Genomic DNA, 16574 nt, shown 5'->3' on the forward strand with positions numbered 1-16574 from the left:
TAGTAGGGAAGAAAAAAGAGAAAAGTTTATTTTCTCTTTTTTCTTTTGGGAAAAGGGTATAGGGAAAACCGACTTTGAACCCATTAACCTGGCAGACAAATCTCTATTGAATGCAGTGTTACTTTACTTTTTTTTTTATAAACATGAGTTACTTGACATTTATTATAAAAAGGTAAATAATATATATATCAAATGGTATAGAGGTGGAGGTTGATTATGAAGAGTTATTTAGCGAAGTGTATGCTTACAGATGAGCAGAGATCTCTTATTGTAAGAGGGGTACAGGAAGGGAAAAATGAACATCAAAACATAAAAAGTCTACTAAGGAAATTCACTACGAATACATATGATCCCCGCTTGCAATATGATTGCGTTAATACTCATGTAGAAGAATTAATCCTTAGCAATCCTCATACACAGATGAGAGTTTTAAAGAAAAAGGCTGGATTTCATCCATATATCGTGATTCAGGATACAATAAGGAACATTTTTATACTTGTAGCAAAACTACCGAAGAACAAATATATCTACAATCCGAGCGGTTATCGAGGTGATTTTGCTTCTTCGAATTTTGATCGCCTTTTGGAGATGGGAGCATCCAAAGAAGAACTGCTCGGTGATCTAACATATCAGACATCAATGGCGTTGGGTATTGAGAATCAGCCTTTTGGGATTATCGTTAGCTACGACAGAGATAGTGACATTATTTTTGAGGGAGCTTTAAAACCTGATCAAGAGGGCTGGATCTACAAAGAAGATATTACGGATTCAATTATTGCTCATACGGTAGATGTCGTACCTGTAAACGTCTATAATTCGTCAAACATAGAGCCGAAACTTAAAGTACCTAACACAGACAGTGAAATTGTTATTAAACTAAAAAGCAACGCTACATCGTAGAAGGATAACTTTTGATTAGGGGAAATAAAAATGAAAGTAAGGGAAGAACAACAATTTAATCCCAAAAGATTAAGGGAGGCTCGATTAGTAAGAGGGTTATCGATAAGTAATCTTGCTGATGAAATAGGAGTATCGAAACAAGCGATATCACAATTTGAGTTAGGTGATCACACGCCGAAGCCAGAAACTGTAATGGCTTTAATCAATACATTGAAATTTCCGAAAAGTTTTTTCTACCGTGAATTCAAGGAGCAATACGTTGGTAATACATTTTTTCGTGCGAATGCAACGGCAACTAAAAAGAGCAAGGAAATACAATTAAATAAATCGCTGTTAGGTGGATATATTTTTGAGTATGTTTCAGAGTATATTGAGTTCCCTGATTTGAACCTGCCAGATACATCGCAGAATATAAATTTAGAATGGGATAACGATTCTATTGAAAGTTTAGCTAAACAAGTACGAGAATATTGGGGAATTGATGATAAGCCAATCACTAATATCGTTCATTTGTTAGAGAGAAATGGAATAATGGTCTTTTCTGTTGATACGGATAGTGAAAAGGTAGATGCATTTTGTCAACACCGCAAAGGCAGACCGTTTATTTTTCTTGGCAACGATAAGCAGTCAGCGTTCCGAAGGCAATTTGATGGTGCTCATGAATTAGGGCATGTCTTAATGCACAAATATATTCATAATCAAGATGTGCTAAGTCGAGAAGAGTTTAAGAATATGGAGAGTCAAGCGAATAGGTTTGCTTCAGCATTGTTAATGCCAGCAGAGGCTTTTGCTAAAACGATAAACTCAGTATCTTTGCTTCATTTCGTAGACTTAAAAAAATATTGGAATGTTTCTATTGCCGCTATGTTATACAGATGTTTAGATTTAAAGCTAATTGATGAGAGTAAATATACCTCACTTGTTAAACAAATGTCCATGAAAAAGATGAGGACAAAAGAGCCACTCGATGATGTCTTTCCTCTACAGAAACCTGTAGTCTTTAGGAAGAGCATTTTATTGCTATTGGAGAACAAAATTAAAAATGAATTGCAGTTAATACAGGAGATATCCGTACCACAAGAATATATTGAAATGCTCTGCAACCTTGATCAAGGCACTTTAAATCATAAAGAACCTGAACCCACCATTAGGTTGATTAAGGGATAAATAATACTGAAGGGAAGCTCCAGTTCACAACTGAACGGAGCTTTTTACATAATATGAAAGCGGGGGAATACATCACAGAACGTTACTTAGCAAAATTCGAGGACATATGGGATAAAAGTTTACTTGTTTTTGATACGAGTAGTATGCTTCGAATATATGAATGGCAACTTAATAAGGCTATTGAATTCAAAGGCGTAGACGTTTTGAAGTTTAAAGTTGATAATATCTGGTTGAGGAGAGGGGGATGTATTTTGAGTATTAGTAAATATCAAATAGAGTCTGATCAGGAACTTCATTTAAGGATGGCATATTACGAATGTTGGAATAGACTGACTTTAGCAATTGAACAATTAGATCGACAGGATCTTGAACATTTGTCCAATCCGTTTTTAGTTACAGCATTGCCTGCTTATAGAAAGGCAAATAAAAAAGTGCTGTTTGTAGGTCAAGAAACGAACGGTTGGGACTCATTTAAAACAACTTTAGATACATTTAGGAGCCACGATGAGGTGGTGCGGCGGAAGAACAGCATTGATTTCTTACAATGGATGTATGAGGATTTACGATATCATCGTAGGTTCGATCATACGGCGTTCTGGAAAGGTATGCGGAGGCTTTATCAGGCTTTTTCACCTGGAGAGGGTGACGAAGGTTTTTTACATACGGAATTGGTTAGGTTTGATTATGCGAATAAAAGACCACCCCATGAAATTGAAGACTTACTCCAGCGTGAATATAACATCTTGCCAATGGAGATATCGGCTCTTTCGCCTGATATAGTTATATTCTTGACGGGTCCTGATTACGATGACCGATTGAGAGAAACTTACCAAAGTGTTGGAGGATTGGGCAGGCCATTAAGCTTTGAATCTGTTAAGGATTTCAGTGCAAATGCATTGTCACGAGTAGTTCATCCCAAATTGCCATATCATACATACCGAACTTATCATCCGAATTACCCGTTACACTATAACGAGAAAAGCGTATTTAAGCCAATTGAAGATGCTTTACAAAAATTGATTTGCATTAGCAATTAATATATCTCCTCCTAAAAGCCGAGTCACCTCAGATAATGATCTGAAGTAACTTGGCTTATTTAATTTTCTCAAGGGAAACCTTTTTTTCCTGCACCAAAGCTCAAACTTACTTGAACATTAAAGCGGTAGCAAGCCCTCTACAATCTGCGTACAATCACAGTATCTATTACTAAGAAGGAGATGATTGAAGTGTACGGACATCAATTTCACCAGTTCCCGAATTCGATAAGGGTCGAACTTTATTCAATTCCTGCAAATTCCTTGTTAATACTAACTACACTCATATCAAGAGATGAAATGTGACAATCCCCCTTACAATGGAGTGTAAATCCCTATGTTTAAAGTTGGGCGTTTTATCCTCATTGTCATGATGAAACAGTAACTTCCCATCTTTCGAAATCCAATCATAGCTGTAGCCCACGTTAAGCTTCTCGGTGACACAAAGCTTGGTATCGTCGATAAAAGTAATAGTTGCCCGCTGAATCCCCTCTGAACTCCGCTCTCTACTTCCGTCTATGTCCTCCACTAATTTAATGGCAGGGGCAAACTTCTTTGTTAAGACTTCAAGGTCGGTCAACATCTCCAAACTAACTTCACTCCTCTGTGTGATCGTTAGATCATGTATATTACCATTTTGAAGAAAAGGCAAGATGGAGCTAAGATTATTTTCAATATGGTTACAAATGTAACGACATCGAGATTTTATTTGACGTAATCAAGTTCCTTGAGTATTGTCATACAAAGCGAGTCTGTAAAGATCGTATCTTAATGTGAAATGAGGAAAAGAATGTAATGGCTCTGGCAATCCTCAAGTCTTTTAGGAGCGGGGGCATAAACGATGCATCTTCCAAAAGAATATTTGGATGATCTTTTAGTACGTATGACTCATCATTCATGTACATTAGAAAGTAACAATATCACGCTAAGTGAAGCTGTTTCCATCCTACTTTATCGAGTGATTCCTGGCAAAATTTCAGTTCGTGAATTTTACGAAATAGAAAATCATCGGTTAGCTTTTAAGTTCATTTTTGATAATATCGATCAAGAACTTACGATATCATTAATCCAAGACATTCATTCGATTCTAATGGATAGACTTCACCATGAACAAGGACAATTCAAATCAGAACATAATGCATTTGTAGGAGAGAAACTCTCTACTGCCTCTCCAAAAGAAATACCGTCCCTTATGTATCAATGGGTTCAAGAGCTAAACAACCAGATTAAACAAGTGAAATCACCTGATGATATTATTTTCTCAATCTGTTCCAGTCATATTGAATTTGAACGAATTCATCCATATGGGAATGGACGAACGGGTAGATTAATTATGATGCATCAGTTTTTGCAAAATCAAATTTTGCCCCTTGTTATTATAAAAGAGCACAAGCAAGAGTATTTTCATTTTCTCGATAATCAAGATGCAGAAGGATTTGCTGTGTACGCTAAAGCAACTATAGATAAAGAGCAACAGCGATATAATGCATTCCTAAATTCTCTTTCCAAAGAGAGAGGTGGAGAGACTAATGGAAAAAAAGGAAGATAATTTTGACGATGATTTCGATGATGGTATATATGAGGTCCCAAGACCGAAGTGCCTGCCGCAATACAGCATACGCAGAATTGCACAGTAGATGGAGAAATATAAGATAGGAGGTCCGTTAAGTGAAGATGAGTTGAAACAATTCATGATTGAGCCGAGCGGATTTATTTGCAGACAAGTCAAGACGACGACAATTATAGCTTCTCACTTATCCATATCTGGCTTAAAGGTAGATATGTCGTCCTTGAAGAAACATGAAAGTAGGAAGAAACGGGATACTGAATATAAGGAGAGGAGCGATGTCTATGGTTAATTATTATGATCATCAGCAAACCGTTAAAGAGTGCCTATTAGCATTTATGCGGCAAAAGGGTTACTCAAGGTTAACGTTTTCAGAATTAACGAATATACCCAGGAGAGCTATTAATCAACTAATGCTTCAGGGCGGGGAAAATATAGATAAATCGGAATACAATGCTTATATTGTGCAGATCAATCAAACATTTAATTTTGCTGAGGACTACTTACTAACAACGAGAGAAGGTGTAAAGTCGTCGACAATTTCTTCGCTAAAAAGCGAAAGAAGCCCAGAAGCAGAAGAGGCGCATTTTGGACTGGAATGCATCTTGGACATCTATTCGATGTATATCAAATGAGTATTACGTAAATCTTTGATTGTTAGGGATGTGCCCGATTAAATGCTGAGAGAAGCACTATCAAAATGTATCTGCGGTGAGCAATCATTTCTGTACTTCGTTAATGAGCGTGGTAGGGTCGGCAAAATAATAATTACCGTGATTGAAGTTCCCCTTTATATTTGCTCTAAATGTGGTGAGCAATTTTCAAACGGTCCCGACAATATTCGCTTTGCAAAACAAGTAAAAGAGGCGGTGGAAATGGGAATAAAAAGATACAGTTTTAAAGATGTGAGAAAAGCAGAAGTCAAGGGGTTGACGATGGGAGGTTGGGATGCCCGAATTTCACATGGCTGAGGACTCGCTGAGGCGGGTCCTTTGTCTTTTTGATATCACGTTGGAAGTGGGTTTTGTTCACCAATTCGTTAAAAAAACATAAAAAAAGCGTGTGAAAAGAAACCACTGATACATGCCTGTACAAACCATAAATGTGGATATATAATTCGTTCATAACGTCAGGTATTACGTAGAATGGAGAGCTTTGTATGAGAGAATTAAGTTACTACAGGAAGAATGAAACGGGTCTATTGGCACAATATATGGATTCCATTATTGATGCATCTGGTTTGGTGAAAGATATCGATTTCGAGATTGTATCAATGATAGTGATGGACAACGAATTTGATACATTTTCATTGGGTGGCTTTCTTGGGAGCACAAGCAATAAAATATTCAAAAGTAGCACTGGTTTTTTGGAGCAAGCCAAGAATGTTATTAAAGAACAGGGTAAAGAAAAGGATTTAATGTGGGTCGCTCCAACTCAAAATGTAGTCAGAGACAATGTTAAGTTTTATAAGATTAAGGGTGGTATCGAATATGATTTAGCGGCGGAAGTCGGCTTAGGAGTTGTTTCGTATAAGGACGAGTTTATGATTTACTCACCGCAAGGAAACGACGACCCAATGGATGTAGTACATGAAATGATTAAGTTGAAGGTGTATCTTCAATTGATGCATCCAGAAAACGTGGATATGAAACTTAAAGAATCGTTTGATAAAAATGCTCATTTAATACAATCCTTAATGCTTATTAACCATTGCAAACACATGGATCGATTGGGGGATATTTTATCTTATGATGGGGGCATTGCAAAGGAAACAGAAGAAAAGTTGGAGAAACCCAAATTAAACCGTACAGAGCGTATCACGAGTGGGGATATCCTATACATTCTCACCTTTTTAAACGGAAGAAAGGTTGAACGCTACGAGGCATTAAAATTCTTAAAAAATGTTGATGATTGTATCCTTGACGATGTTCAGAATGGTTCCCTAAAAGCGATTTATACAGCATCTAAACAGAGTTTTTTTAAATATGTCAATTCAAAATACACTAAGCTATTAGAAAATAGAGATATAAGAACTTTTCAGGAATTAGATGATTATGCAAATCAATACGTAATTAATCATTTCTGAATGTCGGACGAAAAATATAGAAAGTGAGAAATGTAGTTGCTGGACTGTTACAAGTCTGCACTCCATTACGTCAAGTTTGCTTCAGCGGATAATATGCATGAATCCTTATCATGAGGGGTGACAGCAGGATATTAAAAGAAGTTGGGACCATGATTAAAGATGCAAATAAAGATAATATATCTGGAGACTTCACTTTACATGGAGTAGATTTTCTTATGGAGATAACTGATGGAATAGGTTATTCCCAATCAGAGATTAATTTAAGATTTGACCACAGCTTTATTGTTAATAAGATAATGAAATTTGAGGCTAATTTCCAAAGTGATGAATTAGCAATACTATTATTTAGAAAGAAGAATGAATTATTATTTAGGGATAAGTTATCCTACCTAATTCAAAAAGATATCCAGCACGATAACTATATAGTGACCCCAAAATTGAAGGCAAAGAAGTGGGGGCAATGTGATGGAAATCCATCATTTGATGTGGCAATATTAAAAGAGAAATCGGTTGAGCAAGGGTATCACAACCATCAATACATTCCTCACACATTAATAGAAATCAAAAATGCATATTCTCCGTTTATTTTAGGATACGAAGCAAGTGATAGTATATGGGAGTACAAAAATGATGGGGGAATAGCTTCTGACATTAAGAAAATGCGTGATGCCAGAAGGGGGCACGCAGGCATCGTTGACTTTCATGCAATTCTTGCAGTCAACTGTCCTCGAAGGCATCGTTCAGAAAAGTATCGATTTATTGCTTCTGATAACCCCAATTATACGTCATTAAACAAGCTAATGATTGGTTATAAAAATGACTTTAGTAGAATAATTGAAGATTTAACAATTAAACTTCGTGCTGAGGCGGAAAAGTTCAATCCTACTGACATTTCGTTTGTAACACTCTATGGTGGTCAAGCCTATGAAAATGAAATGGACATTGTATACATAATACTTTCCTTTTAGACTGCATTTGTAGATAAAAGAGATACTTGTACCTTAACCAGATCTAAAGTATATTATATCTAACATCATATAATGTTCGGGTTTGTCGGAAGCACCGCAAATCTCCTTTCATAAGGGGACGTTGCGGTCTTTTTGCGTTTCCGAGACAAATTGGAGGATAGAGATTATGAAATGCTGTACTTTTTGCTCGAAAGAGGCTGAGAAGTTGTTCAATCACATGACGCATGATATAGGGTCGCTCTGTCTTAATTGTTACTTGAAATTTCAGGGGTCGTGTGCGGTGTGTAGTGAAAGTTTCATGCCTGATGTAGTTGCATGAAGGGATTAAATACAGAGTGGAGTCAAAGTTCATCGGCTTGGGAGAGAATAATATTATTGTATGTGATGGTTGTTATGCAGAAATTCGTCGTAGGTTTCCATAAATGATGGTATGAGATGGCAGGAATAACAGCGGATCGGGAAATTGAGGGATATGATAGGTAAGCGGTGATTAATACCAATCACAAACTAAGTCACAACACCCAATTATTTACGGAGATTATGGAGGTAGCCTATAATAGAACGATAGGGAATAACTGGAGTAGGGAGAGTGGGGACATGACTTTAAAGGATAAGATCATCGGTTATCTGAAAGACAAGGATGGCTTGACTGATCGTGAAATTGCGAATGGGATATTGGGTGTAAATGAGCCTCAGCAGGCAGTAAACCAGGCATGCAGGGCTTTGGAAGGCAAAGGGTTGATCAAAAGGGGAAATCGTAGAGATGGATTAATCGGAAACTACTTAGTGACTGAGGGCATACCTTTTGTGTCAATTCCAGTCGTTAAGGTAAAGTAGATAAAGATGGAATCCTCGGTGTTTAAGGAAGATAATCTCAAGCAGATATTGAAAGATTATTTACATGAGGATGGTTGGGAAACGCAGATAGCATGGGGGAGAACGCCTGGAATTGATATCAATGCCGTTAGAGGAACAGAACGATGGATCATTGAAGTCAAAGGGTTAGGATCCCTAAGTGCGATGAATGTGAATTGTTTTTTGGGTGTGCTGGCGGAAACAGTTCAACGAATGGATGATCCGAATGTAAAATATAGCATTGCATTACCCGATGTGAGGCAGTTCCGTAATCTTTGGGGTAGGCTTCCACTCTTAGCGAAGAAACGAACTGGTATTACGGCAATATTCATTGATGAGCAGGGTAGTATTGATGAAAGTGAAACTTAATGGCTCTTCTTCAGTTCTGCATAAATAAATATCTATAAAAGATTGTTCAAAATATCAAGTTGATTTGTAAGTCACCATGTCAGACAACCCCAGAAGTATGACATGGATTCCCTTCTGTGCTTGGTGTATTGCAGATTACGTATGGTTTCTTCTCAGTCGCCTTACGTTCGGAATTTCAATTAACGCCTTCGCTCTGCAATATTCTAATGATTGATTGGCAGTCATCATGCGGAAGCCTCATACATAAGATAGATTGCATCCAACGTACTAAATACAACAAAGCATCGATATACGAGGATCATCTTCACTGAAGTGCATATTCGTCATATTAAATGATGTTAACCATCCAAGTCAGGTGGTGCACAACACTTTAATGCGGAAAACTACTGGAATATTATTTTTCTAAATAAAAGCTTTTATAAGGGAGTGATACGAATGAAGATGGATGCGGTATTTGATCCAACAAAGAAGTACAGATATTTGCTATCTCGTGAGTGGAATGCTTCTTTGCCGAGGTTGTTATACGTCATGTTAAATCCCAGCACGGCAAGTCATGAAGAGGAGGACCAAACCTCTAAACAGTGTCTTTATTTTGCCAAAAAGTTTGGCTTTGGATCGTTAGAAATCGTTAATCTATATGCTATCATTTCAACAGATCCAAATCAGCTCAAGTTCGTGCACGATCCAATTGGTGATGAGAACGATAAATTCATTCTTGAAGCCGCAAGTAGAGCAACGACAATTATTGTTTCTTGGGGAGAAAAGCATTTTATCAATCAACGGCATAATAAAGTTGCGAGACTTCTCACCTCCAAGGGACACCAACTACACTGCTTGGGTATAGCTAAATCAGGTCATCCAAGACATCCTTCCCGCATGAGTCATAGTATCGAATCCCTGACTCTATATTCAACAGACGATTATTTGAGAAAATTGCATGCACCTCAGAAAGTCATTTCGTTAGTGCCCACTATTATGAACAGTAAATTGAAGAGTCCAGATAGATATGATCCAGTTACAGGATCCGATTATGATTTTCACAAGGATGTAATGGAGGATTGAAATAATCATTTGTTCCGAATATGGTTTACATTGTAACAACATCCAAATTTTTATTGACTGGCTAAATGCGATATATTATTCTCATATGGAAAGTGATAGGTGCTTGGTCATGGATGACTGGGCACTTTTTTTATAAAACTTCATTTTAAACGAGGACAAAGACGATGGCTAAGGTAAATCGGAAACCTAAGAAGGATTTGAAATACGATATGCAGACAAGAAAGATAGGACAAAGAGAATTAGAAATGACGCAAGAAGCATTATGTCTGTTGAGAAATCATAAATATCTGGTTCTTGATTGTTATTTGAGAAGGAAACGAGGAGAGAAGGAACTTGACTGACGAAATCCAGCATTTAATAGACATTCATGATCGAGCTTCAGCTAACGAATACCTTAGAAGGAGAGATTAACGGAGGCGTCGGCTTATTGCTTCTCGTATGTTGCAGTTGGGTGAGCGTGATCATAAGTATATCAAACAAATTACTCTTTGCCGTATAGAAGAAATTGAAGGTTTAAAGACATACCTGACGATGGAGCAAGTAATGCATGAGCTTGGGTTATCAGAGATGAGTTTGAAAAAATACATCCGACAATGTGGACTAACTGTTTATAATCGAATGATTCCTCGATATGCGATTGAACTTGCGAAGGATTCCGTTTATGGAATTCTGATGCAGAAAGAGTATCAGGATAAAAAGTTGAAAACACAAACCCAAGAAGAATACCTTCTTGAGATCGAAGAACGAATTGCTGAGTATGAGGAAGTGTTTTTAGGAGGATTTGGGGAGTTATATGGGCATTTAACTGATGAAGAGTTAGATTTAATGGACGAAGGTATGAAAATTAAAGGAAGGAAAGACTTAATTGAGGAGTTGCGGGAAATTCAATCAAGAATAGGGGAGTGAGATACGATGCGGGCTAAGATCGCACCTATGGGAAAAAAGAGAATCACTCATCTATCGAATAAGTCAACGACAAAGATATCTTCCGAATTGACGTCGATGAATTGAACCGTTCAAAGGCGTATTACCTTCAGAAAGTATGGAGGTTTCCGTTAAAGGCGGGTCATTCCTTCAACTTTTATAATTTGAGGTGAGTAAGATATCTAAATATACTTGTCGTTGCTGTGGATACATTACTTTGGAAAGTGAGATTCATGATATTTGCTCCATTTGCTGGTGGCAGGATGACCCTGCTTGCTGGAATGACCTTGACGCAAACGGAGGAGCTAACGGAAGCACATCGCTAAGACAAGCTCAAAAAAACTATATTGAGTTTGGAGCTTGTGATGAATGCATGCTTGACCTTGTACGTGCTCCAAGTATTGATGATGTTCGGGACCTTAAATGGAAACCATTTGAGGTCAACAGGTAATGATATGCACGCTACTACGAATTTCCCTAACCCCATCGTATTTATTTCTTCCCGCCCTCTCGCTATAACATAGGAATTCAAAAAAAAGAGGAGGGAGCTACTATGGATTTCTGTTTCCAAGCACCAGGAGAGAGTCGAGCGATATTTCGAAATGGATGAGACTCATTCGAATGATTTAGAGCGGCAATCGTTATGCTTATCCTCTCCTCGGCATTTCCCTGATCAGTACGTAGTCATCGGAGTCCCAATCCCATATAAAGACTCCTTCCCTACAAACTAAGTGATCTTCCCATGGATAAAGCTCATCATCATAGGACGGTTTCCCATCGCTGTCGAAGCCTGTCTCTAATGCCTTCTTCTGCTCCTTAATTTCCTCCCGCAGAGCTTCGATACTTGCTAATTCAAGATGATTGATAATTGTAAGCACTCCTACAAGTCCTTCCCTGTTATCGCCGTACATATATATCATACGATCATTCTCCACTTTTGCTTGATTTTGCAAGCAATGATTTCTCCAGGCATTAAGTTCAATTTTTTTATTCATTTTGAATCTCCTTTGATTTTTTTTTTTTTTTTTGGATGGTTCTCATCTTATTTCAGAAGAGGTAGTATCCTCTACGATCTCATATTCTCCTTTCAATGTGTGTACAAGTCCCAACTTAATAGAGTAAACTGTCGTGTTGTAGTGGTACATTTCTCTGAAGGCATATAGTTTGCCATCTTTTTCGTAAAGGTCTGTGGAAATGGTCCTGAATTTTCGGTTGTATTTAACCTTACCGATCTCCTTATATCCCTTGTCTGCTAATGCTTGAGAAGCAAAATAATAATGCTTACTGTCGTCAGTTTTTATAGTAATTATCTTCATGGTGTTCCCCCCTCTAAGTGTAGTAATGGGTCGTAATTGCCCTGTATAGTATCTTATGCACTTACTTAACTATGATAATTAATCATCAAACGATAAGTAGAGAGCGTTGGTCGAATGAGGTTTGACCACTTCTCTGCCTTGATTGATTCAATTATTTCCACCATGGGTATTTTACCTTTCTGTAATAGTAGTACCATATTAAACGATGAAATGAGGTTCAGGTTGCACCCCCTTGAAATTTTTTTGAAAATTGATTGAGTGGGAAAAAATACTAATAGCGTCTTTTTACTTATAGTAGATTAAGCGTAAACGTATAGAAACTCATTTTAGGTCATGTTTTGTTCAAATTCTGTGTTGTTCAATGCCAGTATAATGAAGAGAGGAGGGCAATCGAGATCTAAATGTCAGTTGGCAAAGGTTTTGTGAGAAATCCGTCAAGAATTTCGAAGTTGATAAGAAAATGTTTGAAGATAAGGTGAGTACGAAGAAAGGGGCTTCGTAATTAGGTATGGCTGTGCCAGTCTAATTCAATCAAACATATACTTGAAAGCCATAGTGCTGTATGTATTTTGTTGCAAAATAGAGGCTGATTTGAATGCAGTGATGGATTCAAAAAGCAATAAGGTTATAACAGTAACAATATTACATTTTTATTGACTGTCCCCCATTTCCAGATTAGTATTAGCAATGGAATAGTATAGGGGAGGTGATCGGGATTGACTCCGATGCGTAGTAGTGTATTTAAAAATAACTCAATAAGAATCGAATGAACCACTTAGTCGAATGGCGGCTAAGTGGTTTTGTTTTTAATGGAGTTTTGTAAGCAACATTATGGAGGTGAAATCGTTGAAATTCGTGTTGGGGAGATTGAAGGAGCAGCAATTTATACAGAATATTGTGATTATGGTGGTGGCGGATCTAACCATGCTTTCGGCAGGAGTTATAATTGGGTACTACTTTAAAACGATGATGATTTAAGGACGGGGGAGAGGTAGAACGCATGGTTATAAAGTGGGTAGACAGTTGCTAATTGTATATATAGTTGTGATGACAGATGAACAAAAGAAGGCTGTCAGAGATGCTGTTATGGATTTGGACGATGATGAGTTTCTGATTCTGCCTCAATATAATCAGGCAATCTATGGAGATAAGAAAACTGGCAGGGTCGTTATCAGAAAGGTTATGAATTATTTTTGAAGGATAGGAGGGAAGAATGCATGGGTAAACGATTAATTAAGGATGAAATCAGTTGGGAGTTGGGACAGGCATACGGCATGACGAAGGCTATCCAAAGATTTATGGATCATTACTTTGACCAGCTAAAGGCAGAGTATTTCAAGATGTTGCGGGAGATAAATGACCTGGATTTGGTTGATCAAATCAACGATGTCATATATACAACAAAACCGACACGAGATGATTGCATGTTAATGCTAAATTTGATTCATCAACAGCATATGGAGCAGATTAAGAGGAATCGAGTAGATAGCCAGATACCATCTAAAGATGCCAAAGCGAATGATGAGAGGGGATAACGGTATGAGAGGAGATTAAGCTTTTAATATGCTATTGCCTCCGCAGGTAGTTTATCTTTAGAAGCAAGTAAGTGATATAAAGATGAAAACCGCCCGTTACTGAATGGCGGTTTTATTGTTTCATCTACTGAGATAATCATTTAGTGCTTCTTCAAATTGATCAAAGGTTTCAAGATATTCAGCTACGAGCCATAATTGATCAAACTCTTTGACCCCACGTTTTAACACATAGTAATGCCAAAGATGCATTTGTTGTTTCTGGGTCATTCCAAGCTTTGCAATGAGTCGTTCTTTAAAATCGGTATAATTCATTTTCTTAGCGGGTTGAGTGATAGCTGGGCTATAAGATGAAGCTACTTGCTGTCTTGCTAATTCAGCAGGCTCATTAATAAATCTGTTACTTTCTTCTGTTGCTAAATTAGAACTGGGATGGTTGACATGAATCGTTTCCTGGGATTTGAGTCTGGCTTCATTCTTTTCGCTCCATTTTGCTTTCATTAGATCGTATTTCTGACGAAAGGTATCCTGATCATTCTTCTCCAGTGTGGCATCACTCAATGCCAACTTTTCATTAAATGAGAGTGCGGTTGAAATACTCATTCGATATCCTTTTGATAATGCAAATGCACGATGGGGAAATTGCAATTCATCAATGATGAAACGGTGTACGGAAAAATCAATGCCCTCCTGAGTGGAATGGATGTAGTACAGGCTTCGGGTATCCATCTTAATTTCACTGTTTTTTCTCCAGTAGCTAAATATATCAAAGAGTTCGGGGAGATTGTTGTTTAATCCATTAATGAATACATCCCATTGCGTATCTTCTGCCGTTTTAATGGACAGATCAATTTCAGACTCCCAGAGATGAATAACTTGATTGCCCCAGTCCAGTGATAGTTCTTGATCCTCAATAAACCAGATCGTCTGCAAACCCTTATCCCTGTAATACTGATTTCTCTTTTTGATTTGTTTGGTTAGTTTGCTGTCCCTGGAGCGGTCAACATTTGTTAAAATAGAAATGGCAAGCTCGTCCTCACGATTTCGCAAAATGATGTCAGGGTAATGGTTCCATTTTTCAGTTGCCTTTGCAATGTAACCAAAATCAACATGAAGATCAGTCCGTATTTTTTCCTGATTTTTAAGGACTTCATGGACGATTTCTCTCATTACGGAATGTTGCTTTGATTCCCTCGCCGTCTGATTTTTATATGTGTTATAACTTTCGTTCAATTCACAGGCATCTCCTGAAGAATGTGCAAAGAAGACGCCTCGAATATCTCCAGCTTTAACAATAAGCGAAGCACCGCAGTGAGGGCATGTATAAGCTCCCTTGTCAGCTCTCTTCTTTAGCATGAAAATTTCTTGCTTACGATCTAAAGTATTATTTAATTGTTCTTCTAAGTTGAAGATTTTGCCTTCATAGAGAGCGTGGTACATACAGACACCTCACTTGGTTGATTTTCTATATTTTATCAGATTAGTATTCGGTTTTGTGAAGTGTAATAAAATTGAGATGCCAAGAGTCGACATTCCGCATAGGAGGAACTACGTTGAAGTATTTTATGACGGATTTACATGGTGAGTACAAGGGTTTGAAGTTACTATTGAAGTATGCAGAGATCGATTATACGAAAGATCAGCTTGTTTTTGGAGGCGATTATATCAATCGAGGTAAAGACAGCGGCAAAGTAATCAGGAGAATCAAGGAGCTGACTGAGATGTATCCCCACAATGTAGTTGCTCTGATCGGCAATCATGAGGAGATGATGGGGGACTATTATCAGAGCGGAGACATGCTGTGGCAAAATCATGACGGGCGAAATACGATAAGGGATCTTGAGAAGAACTTCCCGAATGAGAAGGAAAGAAATGAACATATAGAATGGGCATGTAATCTGCCGCTGGTTTATGAAGATGACGAATTCGTATACACGCACGCTGGCTTGAATCCATTTGAGCCGCTGGAAAAGCAAAGCAGAGATATCTTATGGATGTCGGAGTCAGACTTCTACAGTATCTCTAAAGAAAGCCTCTTTAATTTAACAAAGAGTAAGCCAATTATTCACGGACATACTCCTACTGAGAGAATCTATTTTGACGGAATCCACCTTAATGCAGATATGGGATCGAATACATATATTATCGAGGAGGAGCGGGGATTAGGTCTGGTGAACCTGACAGAAATGACCTATCTCGTCTATCGGCAATATCATAAGAAGATAGAGAAACGGGAGATTGCAAGATTTTAAGTAGTGAATAGTAATTTTGAGGAGGATGCAAGGTGTCGGATCGTCAAAAAGTAAATTACCGAGATGAGATTGTAGCGGCTGTACATGACATCGTAAGAAGAAAAGGGCGAAACGAATTTGAGGTAAAAGAAGTCGTCGATTATATGTTGAGCAAGAATTCGAAACTAAATGAATCGACCATTCGAACGCATATTGGGTCAAGGTGTTGTGTGAACGCAAATGCTAATCATGCAGTTACGTATAACGATTATGAGCGAGTTGGATATGGAATGTATCGATTATATCAACCCGTGGAGCGTTGAGGAGGATGCCAAGATAGCAGAACAGAAATCGCAAAAAGCATTCAGACTCGTGAGAAAAGGCAAGCGGATTTGGTCGTATTCCTGTTTCGGTAGCAAGACGCATCCAAATTCACAAGGATTGGTACTATCGTCAGGACGGTAATAAAGAACAATAAGATATGGTTCTTTAATAAGAAAAGCATCCTCACAGAAATCAGGGGATGCTTTCATTTTGTCGTTGTGTGTCTTAGAAATGATAAT

Annotated in this window: 23 protein-coding genes; 19 read left to right on the top strand and 4 right to left on the bottom strand. The window is 37.8% G+C overall.

All coding sequences use genetic code 11. The features are described from left to right. The 4 genes from CHI14_RS30300 to CHI14_RS11095 all read left to right on the top strand — a co-directional run. Positions 1-214 (top strand): hypothetical protein (locus tag CHI14_RS30300; RefSeq protein ID WP_212676989.1); only part of this gene is annotated, 214 nt, incomplete at its 5' end. A 2-nt stretch (positions 215-216) separates the two neighbouring features. Then, positions 217-900 carry a hypothetical protein gene (locus tag CHI14_RS11085; RefSeq protein ID WP_095288503.1) on the top strand — a complete coding sequence of 228 codons (684 nt, stop codon included), beginning with the start codon at positions 217-219 and terminating at the stop codon, positions 898-900. A 30-nt stretch (positions 901-930) separates the two neighbouring features. Then, positions 931-2067, top strand: coding sequence for a helix-turn-helix domain-containing protein (locus tag CHI14_RS11090; protein ID WP_095288504.1), 1137 nt, complete (start codon positions 931-933; stop codon positions 2065-2067). A gap of 53 nt (positions 2068-2120) precedes the next feature. After that, positions 2121-3104 (top strand): hypothetical protein, encoded by a 984-nt coding sequence (locus tag CHI14_RS11095; protein WP_095288505.1) that lies wholly within the window; start codon positions 2121-2123, stop codon positions 3102-3104. A gap of 280 nt (positions 3105-3384) precedes the next feature. Here the strand turns inward: CHI14_RS11095 and CHI14_RS11100 are convergent, their stop codons facing one another. Beyond that, positions 3385-3684: a toxin-antitoxin system TumE family protein gene (locus tag CHI14_RS11100; RefSeq protein ID WP_095288541.1), complete on the bottom strand. Its 300-nt coding sequence runs from the start codon at positions 3682-3684 to the stop codon at positions 3385-3387. A 258-nt stretch (positions 3685-3942) separates the two neighbouring features. Here CHI14_RS11100 and CHI14_RS11105 point away from each other — a divergent pair, with 258 nt between their 5' ends. The 10 genes from CHI14_RS11105 to CHI14_RS11150 all read left to right on the top strand — a co-directional run bounded on the left by CHI14_RS11105 (position 3943) and on the right by CHI14_RS11150 (position 11383). Further along, positions 3943-4650, top strand: a complete 708-nt coding sequence (locus CHI14_RS11105; RefSeq protein ID WP_095288506.1) for a Fic family protein — start codon at positions 3943-3945, stop codon at positions 4648-4650. Positions 4651-4946: 296 nt separating this feature from the next. Continuing rightward, on the top strand, positions 4947-5303 hold the full coding sequence (locus CHI14_RS11115; RefSeq protein WP_095288508.1) for a hypothetical protein: 357 nt from the start codon (positions 4947-4949) through the stop codon (positions 5301-5303). Between the two features lie 42 nt (positions 5304-5345). Continuing rightward, positions 5346-5639 (top strand): hypothetical protein, encoded by a 294-nt coding sequence (locus CHI14_RS11120; protein WP_095288509.1) that lies wholly within the window; start codon positions 5346-5348, stop codon positions 5637-5639. A 188-nt stretch (positions 5640-5827) separates the two neighbouring features. Next, positions 5828-6754: a hypothetical protein gene (locus tag CHI14_RS11125; protein WP_095288510.1), complete on the top strand. Its 927-nt coding sequence runs from the start codon at positions 5828-5830 to the stop codon at positions 6752-6754. A 110-nt stretch (positions 6755-6864) separates the two neighbouring features. Continuing rightward, positions 6865-7722, top strand: coding sequence for a hypothetical protein (locus CHI14_RS11130; RefSeq protein ID WP_141236661.1), 858 nt, complete (start codon positions 6865-6867; stop codon positions 7720-7722). 597 nt (positions 7723-8319) lie between these two features. After that, complete coding sequence (locus CHI14_RS30445; RefSeq protein WP_249281067.1) at positions 8320-8559, top strand: MarR family transcriptional regulator; 240 nt, start codon at positions 8320-8322, stop codon at positions 8557-8559. A gap of 18 nt (positions 8560-8577) precedes the next feature. Then, the gene (locus CHI14_RS30450) at positions 8578-8946 is read left to right on the top strand and encodes a hypothetical protein (protein WP_249281068.1); all 369 of its coding nucleotides are present in this window, start codon (positions 8578-8580) and stop codon (positions 8944-8946) included. A 435-nt stretch (positions 8947-9381) separates the two neighbouring features. Next, positions 9382-10008: a DUF1643 domain-containing protein gene (locus CHI14_RS11140; RefSeq protein ID WP_095288512.1), complete on the top strand. Its 627-nt coding sequence runs from the start codon at positions 9382-9384 to the stop codon at positions 10006-10008. Between the two features lie 447 nt (positions 10009-10455). Further along, positions 10456-10914 (top strand): hypothetical protein, encoded by a 459-nt coding sequence (locus CHI14_RS11145; protein ID WP_170948092.1) that lies wholly within the window; start codon positions 10456-10458, stop codon positions 10912-10914. A gap of 196 nt (positions 10915-11110) precedes the next feature. Continuing rightward, on the top strand, positions 11111-11383 hold the full coding sequence (locus tag CHI14_RS11150) for a CPCC family cysteine-rich protein (protein ID WP_095288542.1): 273 nt from the start codon (positions 11111-11113) through the stop codon (positions 11381-11383). A 196-nt stretch (positions 11384-11579) separates the two neighbouring features. Here CHI14_RS11150 and CHI14_RS11155 read toward each other — a convergent pair whose 3' ends face one another. Next, entirely contained in the window at positions 11580-11927 is a 348-nt protein-coding gene (locus CHI14_RS11155) for a hypothetical protein (protein WP_095288514.1), read from the bottom strand. 42 nt (positions 11928-11969) lie between these two features. Continuing rightward, entirely contained in the window at positions 11970-12248 is a 279-nt protein-coding gene (locus CHI14_RS11160) for a hypothetical protein (RefSeq protein ID WP_095288515.1), read from the bottom strand. A gap of 846 nt (positions 12249-13094) precedes the next feature. Here CHI14_RS11160 and CHI14_RS30640 point away from each other — a divergent pair. The 3 genes from CHI14_RS30640 (at position 13095) to CHI14_RS11165 (ending at position 13783) form a co-directional block, all read left to right on the top strand. Further along, complete coding sequence (locus CHI14_RS30640; RefSeq protein WP_283163818.1) at positions 13095-13226, top strand: hypothetical protein; 132 nt, start codon at positions 13095-13097, stop codon at positions 13224-13226. Positions 13227-13295: 69 nt separating this feature from the next. After that, positions 13296-13445 carry a hypothetical protein gene (locus CHI14_RS29970; RefSeq protein WP_170948093.1) on the top strand — a complete coding sequence of 50 codons (150 nt, stop codon included), beginning with the start codon at positions 13296-13298 and terminating at the stop codon, positions 13443-13445. A 20-nt stretch (positions 13446-13465) separates the two neighbouring features. Then, on the top strand, positions 13466-13783 hold the full coding sequence (locus CHI14_RS11165; protein ID WP_095288516.1) for a hypothetical protein: 318 nt from the start codon (positions 13466-13468) through the stop codon (positions 13781-13783). Between the two features lie 120 nt (positions 13784-13903). Here the strand turns inward: CHI14_RS11165 and CHI14_RS11170 are convergent, their stop codons facing one another. Next, on the bottom strand, positions 13904-15220 hold the full coding sequence (locus tag CHI14_RS11170; protein WP_095288517.1) for a competence protein CoiA family protein: 1317 nt from the start codon (positions 15218-15220) through the stop codon (positions 13904-13906). A gap of 113 nt (positions 15221-15333) precedes the next feature. Here CHI14_RS11170 and CHI14_RS11175 point away from each other — a divergent pair, with 113 nt between their 5' ends. After that, positions 15334-16032, top strand: a complete 699-nt coding sequence (locus tag CHI14_RS11175; protein ID WP_095288518.1) for a metallophosphoesterase family protein — start codon at positions 15334-15336, stop codon at positions 16030-16032. A 32-nt stretch (positions 16033-16064) separates the two neighbouring features. After that, positions 16065-16334 carry a DUF7669 domain-containing protein gene (locus tag CHI14_RS11180; RefSeq protein ID WP_095288519.1) on the top strand — a complete coding sequence of 90 codons (270 nt, stop codon included), beginning with the start codon at positions 16065-16067 and terminating at the stop codon, positions 16332-16334. The last annotated feature ends 240 nt before the right edge of the window (positions 16335-16574 follow it).

Origin of the sequence: Paenibacillus sp. 7516, from assembly GCF_002272715.1 — a bacterium.
GTDB classification, from domain to species: domain Bacteria; phylum Bacillota; class Bacilli; order Paenibacillales; family Paenibacillaceae; genus Paenibacillus; species Paenibacillus illinoisensis_A.